The 18,580-nt window shown below is 72.1% G+C and carries 14 protein-coding genes; 9 read left to right on the plus strand and 5 right to left on the minus strand.

The features are described 5' to 3' along the window. Nucleotides 1-707: 707 nt before the first annotated feature. Both FGX59_RS33320 and FGX59_RS33325 read right to left on the minus strand, forming a co-directional pair. Nucleotides 708-1,838, minus strand: a complete 1,131-nt coding sequence (locus tag FGX59_RS33320) for a helix-turn-helix transcriptional regulator (RefSeq protein ID WP_138472564.1) — start codon at nucleotides 1,836-1,838, stop codon at nucleotides 708-710. Nucleotides 1,839-2,235: 397 nt separating this feature from the next. Then, nucleotides 2,236-3,516 (minus strand): replication initiation protein, encoded by a 1,281-nt coding sequence (locus FGX59_RS33325; RefSeq protein WP_138472566.1) that lies wholly within the window; start codon nucleotides 3,514-3,516, stop codon nucleotides 2,236-2,238. Between the two features lie 734 nt (nucleotides 3,517-4,250). On the opposite strand from FGX59_RS33325, the gene FGX59_RS33330 reads away from it, so the two are divergent. The 3 genes from FGX59_RS33330 to FGX59_RS33340 all read left to right on the plus strand — a co-directional run bounded on the left by FGX59_RS33330 (nucleotide 4,251) and on the right by FGX59_RS33340 (nucleotide 7,887). Beyond that, the gene (locus FGX59_RS33330) at nucleotides 4,251-5,627 is read left to right on the plus strand and encodes an AAA family ATPase (RefSeq protein WP_138472568.1); all 1,377 of its coding nucleotides are present in this window, start codon (nucleotides 4,251-4,253) and stop codon (nucleotides 5,625-5,627) included. A gap of 14 nt (nucleotides 5,628-5,641) precedes the next feature. After that, nucleotides 5,642-6,763 (plus strand): ParB N-terminal domain-containing protein, encoded by a 1,122-nt coding sequence (locus FGX59_RS33335; RefSeq protein WP_138472570.1) that lies wholly within the window; start codon nucleotides 5,642-5,644, stop codon nucleotides 6,761-6,763. A 113-nt stretch (nucleotides 6,764-6,876) separates the two neighbouring features. Then, entirely contained in the window at nucleotides 6,877-7,887 is a 1,011-nt protein-coding gene (locus tag FGX59_RS33340) for a prolyl oligopeptidase family serine peptidase (protein WP_138472572.1), read from the plus strand. Between the two features lie 79 nt (nucleotides 7,888-7,966). On the opposite strand, the gene FGX59_RS33345 is transcribed toward FGX59_RS33340, so the two are convergent. Next, nucleotides 7,967-9,262 carry an FAD-binding oxidoreductase gene (locus tag FGX59_RS33345; protein WP_138472574.1) on the minus strand — a complete coding sequence of 432 codons (1,296 nt, stop codon included), beginning with the start codon at nucleotides 9,260-9,262 and terminating at the stop codon, nucleotides 7,967-7,969. A 168-nt stretch (nucleotides 9,263-9,430) separates the two neighbouring features. On the opposite strand from FGX59_RS33345, the gene FGX59_RS33350 reads away from it, so the two are divergent. The 3 genes from FGX59_RS33350 to FGX59_RS33360 all read left to right on the plus strand — a co-directional run bounded on the left by FGX59_RS33350 (nucleotide 9,431) and on the right by FGX59_RS33360 (nucleotide 12,408). After that, nucleotides 9,431-10,315, plus strand: a complete 885-nt coding sequence (locus tag FGX59_RS33350) for a LysR substrate-binding domain-containing protein (RefSeq protein ID WP_138472576.1) — start codon at nucleotides 9,431-9,433, stop codon at nucleotides 10,313-10,315. A gap of 67 nt (nucleotides 10,316-10,382) precedes the next feature. Beyond that, nucleotides 10,383-11,168: a TIGR01458 family HAD-type hydrolase gene (locus FGX59_RS33355; RefSeq protein WP_138472578.1), complete on the plus strand. Its 786-nt coding sequence runs from the start codon at nucleotides 10,383-10,385 to the stop codon at nucleotides 11,166-11,168. 22 nt (nucleotides 11,169-11,190) lie between these two features. Next, complete coding sequence (locus FGX59_RS33360) at nucleotides 11,191-12,408, plus strand: amidohydrolase family protein (protein WP_138472580.1); 1,218 nt, start codon at nucleotides 11,191-11,193, stop codon at nucleotides 12,406-12,408. A gap of 1,360 nt (nucleotides 12,409-13,768) precedes the next feature. On the opposite strand, the gene FGX59_RS33365 is transcribed toward FGX59_RS33360, so the two are convergent. Beyond that, nucleotides 13,769-14,320: a carboxymuconolactone decarboxylase family protein gene (locus FGX59_RS33365; protein WP_138472582.1), complete on the minus strand. Its 552-nt coding sequence runs from the start codon at nucleotides 14,318-14,320 to the stop codon at nucleotides 13,769-13,771. A gap of 153 nt (nucleotides 14,321-14,473) precedes the next feature. On the opposite strand from FGX59_RS33365, the gene FGX59_RS33370 reads away from it, so the two are divergent. From FGX59_RS33370 to mprF, 3 genes are all read left to right on the plus strand, one after another. Further along, nucleotides 14,474-14,965: a DMT family transporter gene (locus FGX59_RS33370; protein ID WP_138472584.1), complete on the plus strand. Its 492-nt coding sequence runs from the start codon at nucleotides 14,474-14,476 to the stop codon at nucleotides 14,963-14,965. Then, nucleotides 14,965-15,405, plus strand: coding sequence for a DMT family transporter (locus FGX59_RS33375; RefSeq protein WP_138472586.1), 441 nt, complete (start codon nucleotides 14,965-14,967; stop codon nucleotides 15,403-15,405). Before FGX59_RS33370 ends, FGX59_RS33375 begins: the two co-directional genes overlap by 1 nt. A gap of 76 nt (nucleotides 15,406-15,481) precedes the next feature. Further along, complete coding sequence (gene mprF / locus FGX59_RS33380; protein WP_138472588.1) at nucleotides 15,482-18,055, plus strand: bifunctional lysylphosphatidylglycerol flippase/synthetase MprF; 2,574 nt, start codon at nucleotides 15,482-15,484, stop codon at nucleotides 18,053-18,055. Nucleotides 18,056-18,362: 307 nt separating this feature from the next. Here the strand turns inward: mprF and FGX59_RS38325 are convergent. Further along, on the minus strand, nucleotides 18,363-18,580 hold a 218-nt coding region (locus FGX59_RS38325), incomplete at its 5' end, for a hypothetical protein (protein WP_206078505.1).

An 18,580-nucleotide genomic window follows, 5' to 3' on the forward strand; every position in this document is an offset into this window, starting at 1 on the left:
TTCCGGTGAATAGGCCACTTGCCATCCTGTCATGCCCGCCTCGCTGCATAGTTTCAGATCGGAGGTCGGTGACAACAACCCTGCACGAGGGGGCGGGCGGCTTGGGAAAACATCGAAGATGGGACGGCGCGACATCCGACGGTTGCTCATCACTGGTGCGATGGCGGTGGTCCAGGGGGGCGATGAAACGCGGTGCGCCCGAGGGGTCGTGGCTGGAGCGCATGCTGAGGAAGAAACGCGGATGCTCGTCGCGGTCGCGTTCGCCAAAAAGATGGCGCGCGGCCTCTGGGCGATGATGACGAAACAACAGGACTACGGGAATCCGGCGGCGATAGCGGCCTGACCATTCAGATCGGGAAGTTGCGTTCCGGTACGTCGGCGGTGTGAGGAGGTCGACGAACAGTAGGGGCAAACGATCGGCAAGATCGGAATCGGACGAAACAGGGTCACACAAGGAGCCAGCGAGCTCGCGAATTTGATCTGTCTCCGATGCACGCATCGCCATACCGGCCCGCGGCCATGATTTGATCAGTGCTGCATCTGGAGGCCTGACACATGACGTATCCGATCACATGCTTGAACCGTTCAGAAATCTCTTGCACCGACGGGGGCATCCACACATGACGTATCAGGAATCTCGACGCCGGATCCTATCTGCTGACGGGCGTCGGGTTCGGACGGGAAATTCCCGCCTGATCTGTGTGGCGTTAACGGCGCAGCACGTCGAGACGGGCAAGCAGCCCCGCAAGATCCGCCTGACGCGCCACGCCTGTCTTGGCAAACACCGCCTTCAGCTGCGTGCGGGAGGTGTTCAGGCTCACCCGGCGCGATGACGAGGCTTGCGCAAGCGTCTGACCGCCGCCGAGGGCCAGCGCCAGCTCCGCTTCGGCGGGGCTGAGATCGAACAGCGACTGGAGAAGTGCGCGATCCGCTGCAGAGGGGCCGGTCCCGTTCCGGAGCGCGATCAGGGCCAGCTGTCCCCTCTGCGGCAGTCCGACGGTGCAGGCCCGGTTTTCAGGGAGCGGCGATGCAATCATCCAGGTGGGCTCTGCTCCGTCGACGCCAAGCGCCGTGCTGCCGCCGATGCCGTGCCGGAGCGCGCCATAAAGTGCCGTCATCCGGTCCCGGTCTGGAGCGGATTGCGCTGCGAGACGACCCCAGGACACCGTCAGATGCGCGCTGACGCGCAGCTCCGTCTCGGCGGCTCGGTTGGCATGGACGATCCGGCCAGCACGGGACAGGTCGACGACAAGCAGCGGCAGAGCCAACCTGTCTAGCGCATCCTCGCACAGGCCGGATCGCAGCCGCGATCCGGCCAGGCGGCCCTGCAGCTTCATGGCGCGGCGCAGGTGCGGCGACAGGACGGCCGCGATCCGGCGCGACTGGGCGCCGTGGCTGCCATCCTCGCCGGGGCGGAAGAAGGCAAGCGAGGCCACCCCGCCCCTGTCCCGGTCGAAGAGGATGCCAAGGCACTGGTGCAGCCCTGCGGGCTTCCAGACCTCCTCGTAAAGCGCGAGCCCGCGCCATTCCTCTCGGCGGACCAGATCCGTGTCGCAGGTCGGATCGTCAACCTGCACCAAGTGCATCCGGTGCGCGAGCAGGTTCTGGTGCATGTACGCCGCCATCGGCGCATCATAGGCGGGATCGATGCCCCAGAAATGCTCAGTTCCCCGCCCGTCGGCCCCGCGGCGGCAGAGGATTGCGCTCGGGCTCCGGGTGGCGGCGCAGAGCCGCTCCAGCAAGCGCGGCAGGCCATCTTCCTCGAACACGGTTTCGTAGATATCGCCTATGACCTCGTCGAGCCCCGGAAACGGGGACAAATCATGCGGATTGTCCATGTCTGTCTGCCTTCCCCCGGTGCCGGTTGCACGCAGTCCGCGCCGGAGGCGCAGGAGCAGCGGTGCAAAGATACCCCGAGTCGGCCGACGGACAAAGCCCCGGGTTCCCGCGCATCACCCGTCCGCGGGATGCGGGGAGGATGGCCCTGCCGCAGGCTCTCAGGATGCCCGCAACATCGAGGAGACATGGCATGGATGACTTCCTGTCCTGCTGGACCGGCGCGGAGGATGCCGCGGCCGGCTCCGGGGACGAGCCCGTTCCGCAGTTCGAGCTGACCTAAGAGGATGGCGCTGTCGCCCTGGCTGTCACGGTCGACTGGGTGGTCCTGACAGCGGCGGTGGTGATTTGAGATGCGCGGGGCCGGCAATCCGGCCTTTGGGGTTTCGCAGCGAAAGCTCAGAGGTCGTCGAAGAGGCCCGGCACCAGCTCTTCCCAGAAGGCCGACATCGTCCGCGCGTTCAGCGCCGAGGCCCAGCCCAGCCGCTCGAAATCGCCGCGCTCCAGCGGATCGGAGAGCCGCGACAGGAAGAGCCGCCGGTCGGCATCGCGCTGGGTCGGCGTCCGCGACGCCACCGCCTGGCGGATCCGCTCCATCCGCGCCGCACGCGCCCGCCGCTCCGCCTCCAGGACGCCCTCTCGCGCCGCTTCCGCCTCGGCCCGGGCCTCCGCCTCGAGCTGGCGGGCCGCCGCCGCGCGGGCATCCTCCGCCTCCGCGGCAGGCGCCGGGGCCGCCCGCCCGCCATAGCCCTCGCGGATCGCCGCCGAGAGATAGCGCAGCGGGCTCTTCACCCCGTCCTGCCCGGCGACGAAATCCAGCCGCTCGGCGACATAGTCTTCGCCATGCTCGGCGATCCACTGCCGCGCCAGCCGGTCCTGCACGCCCAGATCCCGCAGCCGCTGGTAGGTCCCGCCCTGGCGCAGCCCCTCGCCGTCGTCGATATCCAGCATGGCAAGCTGCGGGTTCTCCTTGATCAGGAACCGGATATCCGTCACCGCGCGGCCCTGCTTGCGGACCTCGGGCGTCACCAGGATGTTCGAGGTCTTGTTCACCTCGGCCACGGCCGGCTTGATGATCTTGGCGTTGAGCTGCTTGTAGACCTCGTAATAGGCGCTGCCGTCGACCCCCATCAGGCGGCGGAAGAGATCGAGCGGCCACCAGCCGGTGGAGCCCGTCCGCACGAAGCGGTAGCAGTTCTCGTAGAGCGCCAGCGCATGGCCCGAGGTGAAGCGCTTCTGGATGTTCAGGTTGATCAGCGCGAAGACCTTCGGATCGTGCAGCTTCGCCGCCAGCGCCGGGGAATAGGCGTATTCGCAGACCCCGCCCTTCAGCTTGGCATAGGACAGGAGCGCCGAGACCCCCCATTCATGCTCGCCGTCCTCGGCCAGCATGTCCCATTCCGCCACCGTCTCGGCGAGCCCGCGCAGCGAGGATTTCAGCGTGTCCATGTCATTGGAGTTGTAGCCGATCATCAGGCACAGCGTCTTGGCATCGATCCGGTGGGTCTGCGCCGTGGTCAGCGTGTCATAGGCATTGAGCAGCAGCACGTTCGACAGCTTGCGCTGCAGCAGCGTCAGCTTGCCCGAGACATGGATCGCCGCCACGTTCTTCTTCACCGAATCCCGCCGGAGCGATCCGGTCAGCCTGGTCCGGTCGGGGGTCGGGTCTGCCTGTGCCATCTGCAACTCGCGAGTCTCACTGCCTGTCGCGCCAAGGTATCGCAGCCAGGCACCCGGACCAAGCCCTTCCTCAGGTACCCGTCCGCAGGAGCGGCAGAGCCCCCTGCCCTGCCGTCCCGGATCCGGGCACCTTTGGCGGATCCGCCCTCCCGTATCCGGGTCCCCTACCCCCTCCGGAGCCCACCGTATCCGGGCACCTTTGGCCCGAAAACAGTCCCCAGAGCCCTGTGGATAGCTGTTTTCGGGCCTTCCCGCAGCCGGATGCCCCTCTGCCCGGGAATCGGCACTCCTCGTCCCGCAGACGGGCACCCTTTATCCCGCATGACGGTCCCCCTCCTCCCGTATCCGGGCACCCGGACCTGTCTTAGTCCCTGGAATCACGTCGATTTCCAGAGCCAAAGACTCCAAACCTAATCAAAGAATCTACAGCTTTACGGTCCCGTTCCCGGGTTCCAGCCGGGGGATTTCGCCGCGAAACCTTGTCCAGATCCGGTTTCGCACCCGCCTGTGCGCAAACCGGATCCGGATTTTCGCGAATCCGTTCCGCAGTTTGCCGAGAAGCCGCCCGGAAGAGCCCCCCGAGGCACCCGGTTTCCCCGCGGCGGGAGGTGCCCGAAGCCTCAGGTGCCCGGATACGGGAGTCCGCGACACCAAGGATTTCCATGAAGGGCGGCATGTGCGATATTAGCCGCAAATCGCGCGAAACGGCGCACATCCCGAGGCAGACGAGACAGATGGCCAGAAAGCCCGATCTTCCGCCCCCGCCCTATCTGGGACTCGACCCGGAGGCCGCGGCGGCGAAGCTCCCCCACCCTACCGACACCTCGCGCTTTGCCAAGGCTGCCGCCTTCGCGGCCCGCGGCCGGGACGACCTGGCCCGGCGCGGCTATGCGCCAGACGGCAAGAAGCGGCTGCGGAAATTTTCCACCTGGGAGATCACCCGCTACCTGATCCCGGTCGCCCCGGCGCATCTGCGCCGCGTGCTGAAGAACAATCCCGACCTGCCCCAGGGCGAGGGCATCGGCGGCTCCAAGTGGTTCACGCTGGAGGAGGTGCTGCAGCTGCGCGCCCATCTGGCCGAGGCCGGGACCAAGGACTACCTGCCCTTCCGCCCCGAGGGGCTGCCCGCCAAGGTCGTGGCCGTCGCCAACTTCAAGGGCGGCGTCGGCAAGACGTCGACCGCGGCGCATCTGGCGATGTCGGCCGCACTCGACGGCTACAAGGTGCTGGTGATCGACCTCGACAGCCAGGGCTCGATGACCTCGATCATGGGCGGCCAGGTGCCCGACGAATGGAAGACGGTCTTCCCGCTCGTCGCCCGCGACTATGCCCGCTCGGTGGCGCAGGAGAACGCCGTGCGCGAGGCCCGCGGCGAGCCCCCCCTGCCCCTCGACGAGACGCTCTCGGCGGCGATGGAGACGAAGGCCGAGGACGTCATCCAGCCGACGCACTGGCCGAATATCGACCTGATCGGCGCGCAGCTGAACCTCTACTGGGCCGAATTCCAGATCCCCGTCTGGCGGATGGCGCTGCGGCAATGGCCGCTCTGGGACGCGCTGGGGAATTTCCTGGCCGAGGACGGCATCCTCGACCGCTACGACATCATCATGCTCGATACCCCCCCTGCCCTCGGCTACCTGACGATCAACGCGCTGGCGGCGGCCGACATCCTGCTGGTGCCGCTGGGGGCGAGCTTCCTCGAATTCGACTCCACGGGCCGGTTCTTCGACATGCTCTACTCCACCTTCGCCTCGATCGAGGATGGCGAGAACTCGGCGCGCCGCGCGGCCGGGCTCGACGAGGTGAAGTTCGAATGGGACGTGGTGCGGACGCTGATCACCCGCTTCGACACCGGCCAGCAGGCCGATCTGGCCAATGTCATCCAGGCCTATTTCGGCGATTTCATGAATGCCCACCGGCAGGATTTCACCGCGCTCGTGGGCCAGGCGGGCGAGCAGGTGAACGGCATCTACGAGGCCGATTACCGCCAGTTCAACCGCGAGACCTATGTCCGCGGCCGCGAGGCCTTCGACCGGACCTATGCCGAGCTCAAGGAGATCCTGATCGGCTCCTGGTGGCGGGATGCGCAACTGGCCCGCGCGGCCGAGTGACGGAGATTTAGCAGATGGCAAAACGGACGAGACTCACCGCCCCCTCCGCCGCCGAGCTTTCCGAGCTCGAGGCGGGTTTCGCGGCGAAACCGGCGGCCCCGGCCGCGGCGCGGGGCCCGGGCATGATGCCCCCGATCGCCCAGGTCGCGGCGGATGCCGCCGCCCTGACCGAGACCCAGCCCGCCGAGGAGCGCGCCGAGCGCGCCCGCGACCGCAAGGATGCCGACAGCTACCGCGAGGCCGCCGCCCAGGGCCGGGTGCTGGTCTCGATCCCGACCCGCGAGATCATCGCCGACGAGCTGACCCGCGACCGGATGCAGCTCGACCCCGAGGAGATGGCCGAGCTCAAGGCCTCGATCCGCGCCAGCGGCCTGCGCCTGCCGGTCGAGGTGTTCGAGCTCTCCGAACCCGACCCGTCCGGCGCCCGCTTCGGCCTGCTCTCGGGCTTCCGCCGCCTGGCCGCGATCCGGGCGCTGGAGGCCGAGACCGGCGATCCGGCCCATGCCGCGATTAAGGCGATCGTCCGCGAGCCCGGCACCGCCGCCCGGGCCTATCTGGCGATGGTCGAGGAGAACGAGATCCGCGCCGATCTGAGCCCCTACGAGCGCGGCCGGGTCGCCGTCCTGGCGGTCAGCCATGGCGCCTTCGAACGGGTCGAGGAGGCCGTCGACGGGCTCTTCCACGCCGCCTCCAAGGCCAAGCGCTCGAAGATCCGCTCTTTCGCGCTGGTCCATGAGGAACTGGGCGACCTGCTGGTCTATCCCGAGGCGCTGACCGAGCGGGCCGGGCTGCGGCTGGCGAATGCGCTGCGTGCCGGGCTGGGGCCGCAGCTGCGCCAGGCGGCCGGGCAGGGCGGGGCCGCGGATGCGGCCGGGGAATGGGCCGCGCTGGAGCCCTGGTGCCTGGAGGCCGAGGCCCAGACCAAGGATCCGCGCCGCGGCGGCCGGCCCAAGGCGGCGCGCCCCGCACGCCCGAAGGAGGACAGCTTCGGCATCCGCCACCTGGAGAACGGCGTCACGCTGCGCCGCCATTCGGACGCCAAGGGCTACTACATCCGCTTCGAGGGCCGCCATGTCGATGCCGAGCTGCTGGAACGGGCGATGGACGAGCTGGCCCGGCTCCTCGGACCGGCGTGACCGGCTTGCGGTTTCGCCGCGAAACCGGTAGCCCGGTCCCCCTGCGGCGCCCGCGTCGTTTACCAATAAGCAAGAACCTGCTAGCCAGCGCAGGCATAAATTTTCCGAGTCCCATGCCGTCCAGATCTCTCTTCGCCGCGATTTCCGTCCTGCTTCTTCTGCTGCCCGGCGCGGCAGCGGCGGTCGGATTCGAAATGGCGGAGCTGCCGCCCCCCGAGGGTTCGGACGCGCCGGCCATGCGGGTCGGCATCTGGTACCCGTCGGACGCCCCTCCGCCCGAGAGCGCGACGCTTTTCGGCACGCATCTCAGCCTCGGCACCGAGATCGCCGACGGCAAGCACCCGCTGGTGGTCATCAGCCATGGCGAGGGCGGCCAGATGGCGGCGCATGCCGATACCGCGATGGCGCTGGCCGAGGACGGGATCATCGCCGTCGTGCCCGAGCATCGCGGCGACAGCCGCTTCGACGAGAGCGCGCGCCCGGCCGAGTGGATGGTCTCGCGCCCGACCGACCTGCGCGAAGTGATCGATTTCATGACCGGCGGCTGGAAGGACGCAGCCGAGGTCGATGGCAGCCGGATCGGCGTCTACGGCTTCTCGGCGGGCGGCTATACCGCGCTGGTCGCGGCCGGGGCGCTGCCCGATATCGGCCTGGCGAAATCCTTCTGCGCGGGCAATCCAAAGGAATACGCCTGCCGCAACGGATTCCTCGACGGGGTCGAGGCCGGGCAGGTGGCCCCGGCGCTGGAGCAGGTGGCCGGGGACAGCCGCATCGGCGCGATCGCCGCGGCGGCGCCGTCGCTGGGCTTCGCCTTCGGCGCGCTCGACCTCGCGGGGATCGACATCCCGGTGCAGATCTGGTCCGGCGCGCTCGACCTGCGGGCGCCGCACAACACCAATGGCGCGCTGGTCGCGGCGGGGCTGCCGATGGCGCCCGAGGTCCATGTCGTCGAGCGCGCCGGGCATTTCGCCTTTCTTGCGCCCTGCGACCAGCGGATGGAGACCGCAAGGCCGGCCGACTGGGCGATGTACTGCGTCGACCCCGAGGGCTTCGACCGCAAGGCGTTCCACAAGGAGCTGAATGCCGAGCTGGTGCGGTTCTTCGACAAGGCGCTGAATCGCTAGCCCGCGGGCATATTACCGGACATGATGGCCGCGGGCAGGGCGCGGCGCTTGCCTCGTCCTTTCCCGACGTCAAGCGCCGCTAGCGCGCGAAGGGCGGCGGGTCGACGGCGTGGACCAGCGTGGCGCCCGCCTCGTACCAGGCCGAGAGCGGCTTGCGGAAGGGCTCCGCATGGGCGCGGCAGACGGGCAGGGGGAAGGCCCCGGGTCCGTCTCCGGCCAGGGCGGCCGCCGCGGCGCGGCCGAAGACCGTGCCCGGGGCGATGCCGCGGCCGGAATAGCCGAAGACCGCATAGCCGCCCGGCCCCAGTTCCAGCACTTTCGGCACATGGTCGGCGGTCATCGCGATGCGGCCCTGCCAGCGATGGACGAAGGGCAGCGCGCCGAGCGCCGGGTAGAGGCGGCGCAGCTTGCGCCGGGCCCAGCCGTCATGCACCGCCCGGCCCGGCCCGCCGGCGTCGCCCATGCCGCCGAGGATCAGCCGCCCGGCGCTGTCGGTGCGGATCGAGGACATCACCATCGCCGTGTCCCAGCAGCCCTCGCCGCCGGGCAGGATCTGCGCGCGCAGCGCCGCGGGCAGGGGAGCGGTGGCGTACTGGCTGTAGGCGACGACCGCATGCTGCGGCGCGGCCATCCCGGCGGCCGGGCGGTGATAGGCATTGGTCGCGATCAGGAGCGCGCCGGCGCGGATCTCGTGGCCATTGGCGGCAAGGCGCCAGCCGCCGCCGGGCAGCGCCGCGACCGAGGTCACCGGCGACGCCTCGTGCAGCCGGGCGCCGGCCGCGATCGCGGCGCGGGCGAGTCCGGTGCAATAGGCGCGGGGCTGCACCGTCCCGGCGCGGGGGTCCAGCAGGGCGCCGTGGAAGGCGCGGCTGCCGGTGCGCGCCCCGGTCTCCGCCCGGTCGAGCAGCGCCAGCGGCGCGCCATGGCGCAGCCCCTGCGCCAGCCGGTCGCCGAGATCGCGCAGCCCGGCCGGGGAATGCGCCAGATGCAGCGTGCCGGCGCGGCGGGGCTCGCAATCGATGCCATGGCGTTCGATCAGCGCGAACACCTCCTGCGGCCCGGCGGCGAGCGCGGTGATCAGGCGGCGGCCCGCGGCCTCGCCCATCTGCGCCAGCACCGTGTCGGGCGGCAGCCAGAGCCCGGCATTGACCAGCCCGACATTGCGCCCCGAGCCGCCATCGGAAATCCGCCCGGCCTCGAGCAGGATGACGTTCAGCCCGCGCCCGGCCGCCTCCAGCGCCGCCGCGCAGCCGGTGAAGCCCGCGCCGACGATCGCCAGATCCGCCGTGGTGGGGGCATCGAGCGGCGCGCCGGAGGCCGTCTCGCGGCAGGAGTCGTGCCAGAGCGCCGCCTGCGGCTCGCGCGCCCCGGTCATGGCCGGTCCCCGGCGAGGGTTGAGGAAAGCTCCAAGCAGGCGGTCAGGGGGCGGCGGATCCGGGACATGGCATCTGGTCTTCTTGTCGTTGCAGGCTTGTGCCATCTTGGCGGGGCGCCGCGCAGGCGCAAAGCGAGATGATTTCACCATGCTTGGAGAAAACGGAACATGAGCATTCCCCGGCGCTTCCTGCCCTCGATCAGCTGCCTGTTGGCGCTGGAGGCGGTGGACCGGCTGGGCTCGGCCGTGGCGGCGGCGGCGGATCTGTCGCTGACCCATTCCGCGGTGAGCCGCCAGCTCAAGGCGCTGGAGGAGCAGATGGGCGTGCCTCTGCTGGTGCGCGACGGCAAGGGGCTGAAGCTGACCGCGGCGGGGGCGGGCTATGCGCGGGCGGTGCGGGGCTGCCTCGGCACGCTCGCCGAAGCCAGCCTGCGGCTGCGGGCGGCGGGGGCGGCCGACAGCCTGAGCCTGGCGCTGCCGCCCGCATTCGGCGAGCACTGGATGGCGCCGCGGCTCTTCGCCTTCATGCGCCGCCATCCCGGGCTGGCGGTGCACCAGCGCACCCGCAGCGGGCCGGTCGACGTGGCGGGCGAGCGGCTCGACGCGGCGGTGCAGCGCGGCGCGGGCGGCTGGCCGGGGCTGCGCGAGCTGGCGCTGGCGGAGGACCGCCTGGTGCCGGTGGGCGCGCCGGAGCTGCTGCCTGCGGGGGTGCCCGCGCCCGCCGCGCTGCTGGCGCTGCCGCTTCTGCATCTGGAGGGCCGTCCGGGCGCCTGGGAAAGCTGGTTCCAGCAGCAGGGCGTGGCGCCGGGGCGGCTGCGCGGGCCGCTCTTCGACCGGTTCGGCGCGCTGGCGGCGGCGGCTGCGGCGGGACTGGGGCTGGCGCTGCTGCCGGATTTCCTGGCGGACAAGGAGATCGCGGCGGGGCGGCTGGCCGCGGCGGGGGCGGGCTGGAGCGATCCGGCCTCGCGCTACTGGCTGGTCTGGCCGCGCGAGGCCGAGCCGGGCCCGGCGCTGCGGCTGCTGCTGGCGCATCTGCGGCGGCCGGAGGGGTGAGCTCGGGGGCATGGGCGCGGCAGCGTGACGGTGGCAGCGGGCGGGGCGGCGCGCTAGCTTCCGGGGCATGAGCGGCGATGCGATCCCTGCGCGCGGCGTCCTTCTGGACATCGCGGGCGTGCTCCTCTCGGGGCGCGCGGCCCTGCCCGGGGCGGCGGAGGCGGTGGCGCGGCTGCGCGAGGCCGGGACCGCGCTGCGCTTCGTGACCAACACGACGAGCCGTCCGCGCCGGGTGCTGCTGGCCGAGCTGCAGGCGGCGGGGATCGGCGCGGCGCCGGACGAGCTCTTCACCCCCGCTGCCGCGGCCCGCGCCTGGCTGGCGCGCGAGGGCTGCCGTCCGGAGCTCCTGGCCGTGCCGGAGCTGGAAGAGGATTTCGCCGGGCTCGACCCTGCCGGCCCGCCCGCGCTGGTCGTCGGCGATGCCGGGACGGACTTCACCTATGACCGGCTGAACGCCGCGCTGCGCCTGCTGCTGGAGGGCGCGCCCTTTCTGGCGCTGGCGATGAACCGCCGCTTCGCCGATGCACAGGGCCGCGCGGTGCTCGATGCCGGGGCCTTCGTCGCCGCACTTGCCCATGGCAGCGGGCGGGAGCCGCGCCTCTTCGGCAAGCCGGCGCCGGAGTATTTCCGCGCCGCCTGCCGCGACATGGGCGTCGCGCCGGGCGAGGCTGCGATGATCGGCGACGATGCCGAGGCGGATGTGGCCGGCGCGCGCGCGGCCGGGATCGGCCGGGCGCTGCTGGTCGAGACCGGCAAGTACCGCGCGGGCGATGCGGCGGCGGCGGGCCTGCCCGACGATGTCCTGGCCGCGGATATCGGCGCGGCCGTCGCGCGGCTGCTGGGCCCGCAATGACCTTCCGGAAGGAGCTTCGGACATGTTCGACCTGATCCTGCGCGGCGCGCAGCTCGACGGCGCGGAGGGGCTGCGCGATCTCGGCCTGAAGGACGGGCGCATCGCCGCGATCGAGCCGCATCTGGCGGCCGCGGCGCCGGAGAGCCAGGCCCACGGCCTTTTCCTTTCGCCCGGGCTCTGCGACGCGCATGTCCATCTCGACAAGGCCTGCATCCTCGACCGCTGCACGCTCTGCGAGGGGACGCTGGCCGAGGCGGTGCGGCTGACCGCGGCCGCCAAGCCCGGCTTCACCGAAGAGGACGTCCATGCCCGCGGCCGCCGCGTCCTGGAGCAGGCGGTGCTGCACGGCACCCAGCGGATGCGCAGCTTCGTCGAGGTCGATCCCCGCGCCGGGTTGCGCAGCTTCGCCGCGCTCCTGCGGCTGAAGGCGGAGTTCGCCTGGGCGATCGACCTGCAGATCTGCGCCTTCGCCCAGGAGGGGCTGACCCAGGAGATGGCGACCTTTGACCTGCTGGAGGAGGCCTGCCGCCAGGGCGCCGACATGGTGGGCGGCTGTCCCTATACCGATCCCGACCCGGCGCGGCATGTGGCGCTGATCTTCGATCTGGCCGAGCGCCACGGGATGCGCGCGGATTTCCACCTGGATTTCGACCTCGATCCCGGCGTGACCAGCCTGCCCGAGGTGCTGCGCCAGACCACGGCGCGGGGGATGCAGGGGCAGGTCTCGATCGGCCATGCGACGCGGCTCTCGGCGCTGCCGCCCGCGGAGCTCGCGCAGGCGGCGGAGGCGCTGCGCGAAGCGGGGGTGGCGCTGACCGTGCTGCCCGCGACCGACCTCTTCCTGATGGGGCGGGGGGCTGACCGGCTGGTGCCGCGCGGCGTGGTGCCGGCACACCGGCTGGAGGGCGTCGCGGCGTCGCTGGCGACGAATAACGTGCTGAACCCGTTCACGCCCTATGGCGATGCCTCGCTGATGCGGATGGCCAATCTCTATGCCAATGTCGCCCAGGCGGCGAGCGCGGCCGAGATGGCGCGGGTCTACCGGATGATCGCGCAGGACGCGGCGGCGGCGATGGGCGCGCGGGCCGAGATCGCGGTGGGCGCCCCGGCCGATCTGGTGCTCTTCGACGCGCCCTCGGCCGAGGCGGCGCTGCGCCAGGCGTCCCCGGCGCTGGCGGGCTGGAAAGCCGGCCGCCCGAGCTTCCGCCGCCCTCGCGGAGAGCTGCTGCCGCCGAGCTAGCCGGGCCGCCTCCGTGCCGAAGGCCGGTCGCGGATGAGGGGGCGGAGAGCGTCGCGCCCTGCCTGCCTCCGCCCGTTGACCGTGCTTTCCCCGGGTCCGGCCGGGTCGGAACCGGGCTCGCCTCGCTCCGGCTGCATGCCCATGCGCCTGCGGGCCGGGGAGACCTGGGCAGGCGCCGCAGGGCGTCTGGTCCGCTCGGACATGGTCAAGGCGTTGTCGGGGTGGACTCGCACCCGGTCCCGCGCGGAAGGACGGCCTTCGCCCCGCCACTGCTCCGTCGCTTGCGGGGGGCCAACAGGGTGCCGAAAAAAGGATGCCTGCGCGGCGCCGTGGGGGGAATTGATCCGGCTTTGGTCGAGACCGCTCCTCGAATGAGGAAGTCAGGTCGTTTTCCGGACCATTTTCCTGGTTCAGCCCTCAGTCTTCGTGGCCGAACGGACCTTTTCAGCACCCCGCCGAACCTGGCCGCGAGCGCGTGCCGCGGGGCGATGTCTCCTCCGTCGGGGGCCGCATGGCAGGATGACCTGCGTAGCAGCGGCACTTCCGGACGAGGCTGCCGATCCAAGGAAGCAGGGGCGGTGCTCAGGACCTGTCCGGACGCCTGCGAGGCCGGCGCCGGTCCCGGCGGCGCGTCCTGAAGGTGCCCCGGCAGGGCGATGCATGGCGGGCCGTCGCCAACGGGCAGGCGGCCATGGGGCTTGCCGGGCAGGGCTCCCGGCCAGCCATGTCTTTCCGGCCGGCGGGCAGGGCGAGCGCCGCAGCACGGGGGCCGCTGTCCCGCCGGCCGCATGACCCGTTCCGGGGTCCCGGCTGGTCCGGTCCTCCGTGCCGCCCGGCCGGAGGGCGCCTGCGGCCGTGGCCATTGCGGGGCCGGGCTTTGCCGCGGATGAGGCCCGTGGCGCTGCCGGGGGAGCCGGCGCTCATGGTCCAGCGCCTGCGGCCCGGACCTGGCATCGCCCATCGGTGCCACACGCCCGGTGCGCGGCAGCGGCAGGCTCCGGGCACGGGGGCGCAGCCTTGCCAAGTCTGTTGTGCGAATGTGGGCGCACTGCTTCGCTGCGCCCGTCGGCAAGGTGGCGGCCGCGGCGCCGTTCAAAGGCCCGGCGCGCGATGTGAAGACGGTCGGAACGGGGGGCCGGAAACCGGTTGCGCTCCGACAGTGCGCTCAAGGTCTGTTCGGTCCCGGAGCTTGGCGCAAAGCCGAGAAAATGGTCCTGAAGGCGGCCGGACTTGCTCAATTCAGGGAGCATTCCTGAGCAGGCCCGGATCGATTGCCGCCGCGCCGCCGCCTTGGAATCCGTTTCCGGCATCCTGCTGACGGGCGGGGAGATGCGGCCAGTGGCGGCAGGTCGGGGCCGCGTCAGGGCGAGAGCGGCCGTTCGGCGAGCTCGGCGGCGATGGTGGCGTCGACCGGGACCTCGTAGGTCAGCAGGATCGTGCCCAGCACCGAGTAGAAGCCGACCGTGGCGATCAGGTCGAAGACCGCCGGGCGGCCGAGCGCGGCGGCGAGCTCGGCCTCGAGCGCGGGCGGCAGGCGGCGATGGTCGAAGACCGCGTCGGTGGCGCGCACAAGGAGCCCGTCCTCGCCCTCCGGCATCCCGCGGACCGCCGCGATCCGGGCGTCGGAAAACCCCAGCGCCCGCGCGCGGCAGACGTGATGCGCCCATTCGTAGTCCGAGCCGAGCCGCAGCCCCGTGCGCAGGATCACCACCTCCGAGTGCTCCGGCCCGAGCGCGCTGTCCCTGACCACGTGCTGGCGCAGCGGCGCCCAGGCGGCGAGCAGCGCCGGGTGATGGGCCATGGTGCGGTAGACATCGAGCGCCCCGGCGAAGCCGCCGCGCATCTGCGCGATCTCCGCGGGCCAGTCGGCATCGGAGAGCGGGGCCACCGGGGGCAGGGGGGCGTGGGACATCGGGGATCCTCCTTCGGCCCCACAGAAGCGCTGCGCCGCGCCGGGCGCAAGACCCGGCGCCTCCCGCTGTCCGCCAGCCGGACGTCCGGACAGGGTTGGACTGCGCCGCGAAGGGCGCTAAGGCGGGGCAGCCCGATCCCCCCAGGAGGCGCCATGTCCCCGACCGCTCCGACTGCCCCGCCCGTGCCCCGGGCGGCCGAGATCCTCGCCGCGCTCGGCGCCGGCGGTCTGCTGACGCTGATGCTCCTGGCCAACAGCACGATGGCCGCCCATGCCGGGCCGCTCTTCTCCTCGCTGGCCGCGCATGGCACCGGCACGGTCGTCGCCGCGGCGCTGCTGCTGCTCGGCCGCCGCCGCAGGGCCGTGCCGCCGGCCGCGCCCGGGCGGGTGCCGCTCTGGGCCTATCTCGGCGGGGTCTCCGGCGCGCTGACGGTGATCCTGACCTCCTGGACCGCGAATTCCGGCCTGGCGCTGACCGGCACGCTGGCGCTGGGGCTCGCGGGCCAGGTGGTGCTGGCGCTGGCCTTCGACATGACCGGCGCGCTGGGGCTCGCCCGGCGGCGGCCGGAGCCGCGGGAGCTCGGCGCGCTGGGGCTGATCCTCGCGGGCACCGTGCTGGTGATCCTGACGCGGGGGGCGGGCTGATGGCGGCGGCGATCCTGGTGGCCTTCGCCGCGGGGCTGCTGGTGACGCTCTCGCGGCAGCTCAACGGGCGGCTGGCGCTCGGCAGCTCGGCGATGGCCTCCTCCTTCTGGAACCACCTGGTCGGCTTCGCCCTGCTGGCGCTCCTCGCCGCGGCGGCAGGGGCGCTCTGGCCCGCGGGCGCCGCCGGCGCGCCGCTGCCGGCCTGGCTCGGCGGCAGCCTCGGGGTCGTCTTCGTCGCCGCCGGCAGCTGGCTGATCCCGCGGCTCGGCGCGGCGCTGACCGGCGGCCTGCTGGTCGCGGGGCAGATGCTCTCGGGCGTGGCGCTCGACCTCCTGCGCGGCGGCGGCGCGCAGCCCGGGCTGCAGCTTGCGGGCGTCGCGCTGATCCTGGCCGGCGTCTGGCTGTCGCGGCGGCCCCGCCGGAGGCCCGCGCGGGCTTGATCCCCTCCGTCGCCGGAGGCAGGCTCGGCCCGGCCGGGGCCTGCCCGGCGCGCCGCAACGGGCCGAGGAGCCGAGCATGATCCCCCAGACCTTCCGCGACCGGGCGAAGGCGCTGCTGCCCTACCTGATGGCGGCGCTGCTCTTCGGGCTCGGCGCGCTGTCGCTCTACCATCTGCTGCGCGAAGTCAGCCTGCAGGAGCTGGTCCTGGCCATCCGCGGCACGCCCGGCCCGGCGGTGGCGGCGGCGCTGCTGTGCACTGCGGCGGGGCATGCGATGCTGATTGGCTGCGACTGGAACGCGCTGTCCTGGATCGGCCGCCGACTGCCCCTGCCGGTGGTCGCGGCCGGGGGCTTCCTCGGCTACGCGATCGGCAACACGGTCGGCGCGGGACCGGTCACGGGCGGCGCGGTGCGCTATCGCATCTACTCGGCGCTGGGGCTCTCGGTCGCCGATATCGCCGCGGTCTCGCTCTTCGGCGCGGCGGCCTTCGGCACCGGCACGGCGCTGGCCGGGGCGGCGGCGCTGGCCTGGCATCCGCATGCGCTGGCCGGGCTCGTCTCGCTGCCGCCTGCGGCGATCCGCTGGAGCGCCCTGGCCCTGGCCGCGGCGATCCTGGCGGCGCTGGCCGTGCTGACCGGGCGGGGCGGCAGCCTGCGGCTGCGCGGGCTGGAGCTGCCGGCGCCCGGGCCGGGCCTTGCGGCGCGGCAGATCGGCTGCACCCTCGCCGAGACGCTCTTCGCCGCCACCGCGCTCTACCTGCTGCTGCCCGCGGGCGGGCCGGGCTTCGCCGCCTTCCTGGCGCTCTTCGCCGCCGCGGTGCTGGCCGGAGTGGTCAGCCATGTGCCCGGCGGGCTCGGCGTCTTCGAGGCGGTGATCCTCGCCGGCATGCCCGCCGCCGTGCCGCTGGAGCAGGCGGCGGCGGCGCTGCTGCTCTATCGGCTGGTCTACTATCTCGTGCCCTTCGCCCTGGCGCTGGTGCTGCTCGGCCTCGGCGAGGCGGGGATGGACCGCGCCCGCGCGGCCGGCGTGCTGGGCCCGCTGCGCCGCGCGGTCAGCTCGCTGGCGCCGGCGGCGATGTCGGCGATGGTGCTGCTGGCGGGGATCCTGCTGATGGCCGACAGCCTGCTGCCGCCGACCAGCCGTCTCGATGCCGAGCTGATGCGGCTGCTGCCGCTGCCGCTGGTCGAGGGCGGGGCGATGATGTCGGGGGCGATCGGCGCCGCGCTGGCGATCCTCGCCCACGGGCTCTTGCGGCGTGTCGAGGGCGCCTGGTGGCTGGCCATGGCGGCGCTGGCGGCGGGGGCGGTGGCGGCGCTGGCCCACGGGCTCGACTATGCCCGCGCGGCGGTGCTGGCCCTGGCCTTCGCGGTGCTGCTGCCGTCGCGGCGGGAATTCTACCGCGCCACGCGGCTGACCCGGAACGTGCTGGGGCTGCGCTGGTGCCTGATGATCGCCTGCCTGGCGCTGGGGCTGGTCGGGGTGCTGTTCTTCGCCCACAAGGCCGTGCCCTATGACAGCGGCCTGTGGTGGCAGTTCGCCGCCGACCAGAACGCGCCGCGGGCGCTGCGCGCGGGGCTGGCCGCGCTGGTGGTGATGACGCTGCTGCTGCTGCGCTACGCGCTGCGCCCCGGCGCGCTCTCCGCCGAGCTGCCCGGGCCGGAGGAACTGGAGCGCGCCGCCGCGATCATCGCCGGCCAGCCCGATCCGCGCGGCAATATTGCGTTGACCGGGGACAAGCCGCTGCTTTTCTCCGACAGCGGGCGCAGCTTCCTGATGTACGGCATCCAGGGCCGCAGCTGGGTCGCGCTGCACGAGCCGGTGGGCGATCCCTCCGAGGCGGCGCAGCTGGCCTGGACCTTCGCCGATGCCGCGAATGCCGCCAATGCGCGGCCGGTCTTCTACGAGGTCGGCCCCGGCTCGATGCCGCTCTGGGTGGAGATGGGCCTGGCGATGCACAAGTTCGGCGAGGAGGCGGTGGTGCCGCTGGCGGAGTTCTCGCTGGAGGGCAGCGCGCGCAAGCGGCTGCGCACCACGCATAACCGCGCCAGGCGCGACGGGCTGGACTTCCGCCTGGCCGAGCCGCCGCATGCCGAGGGGTTTCTCGAGTCGCTGCGGCCGATCTCCGAGGCCTGGCTCGAGGCGAAATCCTCGGGCGAGAAGGGCTTCTCGGTCGGCGCCTTCGACCCGGCCTATCTGGCGCGCACGCCGGTCGCGCTGGTGCTGCACGAGGGCGAGGTCGTCGCCTTCGCCAATCTCTGGGTCACCGGCTGCCGCCGCCGCGCGACGCTCGACCTAATGCGCCAGCGCGGCGAGGCGCCGGGCGGGCTGATGGAGTTCCTGTTCATCGAGCTGCTCCTGCATTTCAAGGCGGCGGGCTACGAGAGCTTCAGCCTGGGCAATGCGCCGCTTTCGGGGCTGGAGGCGCGCCGCGGCGGGCCGCTGACCGCGCGGCTGGGCGCCTTCGTCTACCGCCACGGTCGCCAGTTCTATAATTTCGAGGGGCTGCGCGCCTTCAAGGACAAGTTCGACCCGCGCTGGGAGCCGGTCTATGTCGCCCTGCCGGCGCGGGCGAACCTGGTGGCGGTGGCGGCCGATCTGGCGGCGCTGGTCGGCGGCGGGCTGGGGCGGACGCTGGGCCAGAAGAAGTAGCCGCCCGGGCCTGGGGCCGGAAGGTCGCCGGTCTTCCGCGCAACACTCTGCGGCGCGGTGGCCAAGGCGCAGAGAGCTTGGCGAAGCTCGCCTTCCGGATGGCGCAGGCGAGCTGCGGATGGTCCGCGGTTTCTCGGGGCGTAGCCTGGGCTAGGCTGGGGGTGGGTGCGGGGGAGGGGTGGTGACGGGCTGGGATCCGGCGCCTCGGCGCGGTGGTGGATCTGGTCCTGTCGGTGCCGGAGTTGGGGTGTCTCTACATGTAGTGTTCACCTGACTATTCTGCCCGATTTCTGGTCTTTCCGTTTGGTCAGGGAAATTTTTTCGGGTTTTGCGCGAGAATCGAGTTGCGGGTGTCGGGAGGTTTCTCTAGAAGGCCCTTCACCGACGGGGCGGCGACGCTCCGGGGCGCTGGACGGGCCGCTGAGGCGGGCCGGACGGCGGAGAGATCAGGGTGATTGGCGAGCGGGTCGCGTCGGAAGATTGACGCCTCCTGCCGGTTTTTGCCTCCGGTGTCTTGGTAAATGG

Source organism: Poseidonocella sp. HB161398, assembly GCF_005870025.1.
In the GTDB taxonomy this organism is placed as follows: Bacteria; Pseudomonadota; Alphaproteobacteria; order Rhodobacterales; family Rhodobacteraceae; genus Mangrovicoccus.

What these genes read in the sequence shown, in the direction of transcription:
- FGX59_RS33370 (WP_138472584.1), top strand. Translation starts at nt 14,474, where the DNA reads ATGTCCCCGACCGCTCCGACTGCCCCGCCCGTGCCCCGGGCGGCCGAG.
- mprF (WP_138472588.1), top strand. Translation starts at nt 15,482, where the DNA reads ATGATCCCCCAGACCTTCCGCGACCGGGCGAAGGCGCTGCTGCCCTAC.
- FGX59_RS33325 (WP_138472566.1), bottom strand. Translation starts at nt 3,516, where the DNA reads ATGGCACAGGCAGACCCGACCCCCGACCGGACCAGGCTGACCGGATCG.
- FGX59_RS33340 (WP_138472572.1), top strand. Translation starts at nt 6,877, where the DNA reads ATGCCGTCCAGATCTCTCTTCGCCGCGATTTCCGTCCTGCTTCTTCTG.
- FGX59_RS33350 (WP_138472576.1), top strand. Translation starts at nt 9,431, where the DNA reads ATGAGCATTCCCCGGCGCTTCCTGCCCTCGATCAGCTGCCTGTTGGCG.
- FGX59_RS33330 (WP_138472568.1), top strand. Translation starts at nt 4,251, where the DNA reads ATGGCCAGAAAGCCCGATCTTCCGCCCCCGCCCTATCTGGGACTCGAC.
- FGX59_RS33360 (WP_138472580.1), top strand. Translation starts at nt 11,191, where the DNA reads ATGTTCGACCTGATCCTGCGCGGCGCGCAGCTCGACGGCGCGGAGGGG.
- FGX59_RS33355 (WP_138472578.1), top strand. Translation starts at nt 10,383, where the DNA reads ATGAGCGGCGATGCGATCCCTGCGCGCGGCGTCCTTCTGGACATCGCG.
- FGX59_RS33375 (WP_138472586.1), top strand. Translation starts at nt 14,965, where the DNA reads ATGGCGGCGGCGATCCTGGTGGCCTTCGCCGCGGGGCTGCTGGTGACG.
- FGX59_RS33365 (WP_138472582.1), bottom strand. Translation starts at nt 14,320, where the DNA reads ATGTCCCACGCCCCCCTGCCCCCGGTGGCCCCGCTCTCCGATGCCGAC.
- FGX59_RS33320 (WP_138472564.1), bottom strand. Translation starts at nt 1,838, where the DNA reads ATGGACAATCCGCATGATTTGTCCCCGTTTCCGGGGCTCGACGAGGTC.
- FGX59_RS33345 (WP_138472574.1), bottom strand. Translation starts at nt 9,262, where the DNA reads ATGACCGGGGCGCGCGAGCCGCAGGCGGCGCTCTGGCACGACTCCTGC.
- FGX59_RS33335 (WP_138472570.1), top strand. Translation starts at nt 5,642, where the DNA reads ATGGCAAAACGGACGAGACTCACCGCCCCCTCCGCCGCCGAGCTTTCC.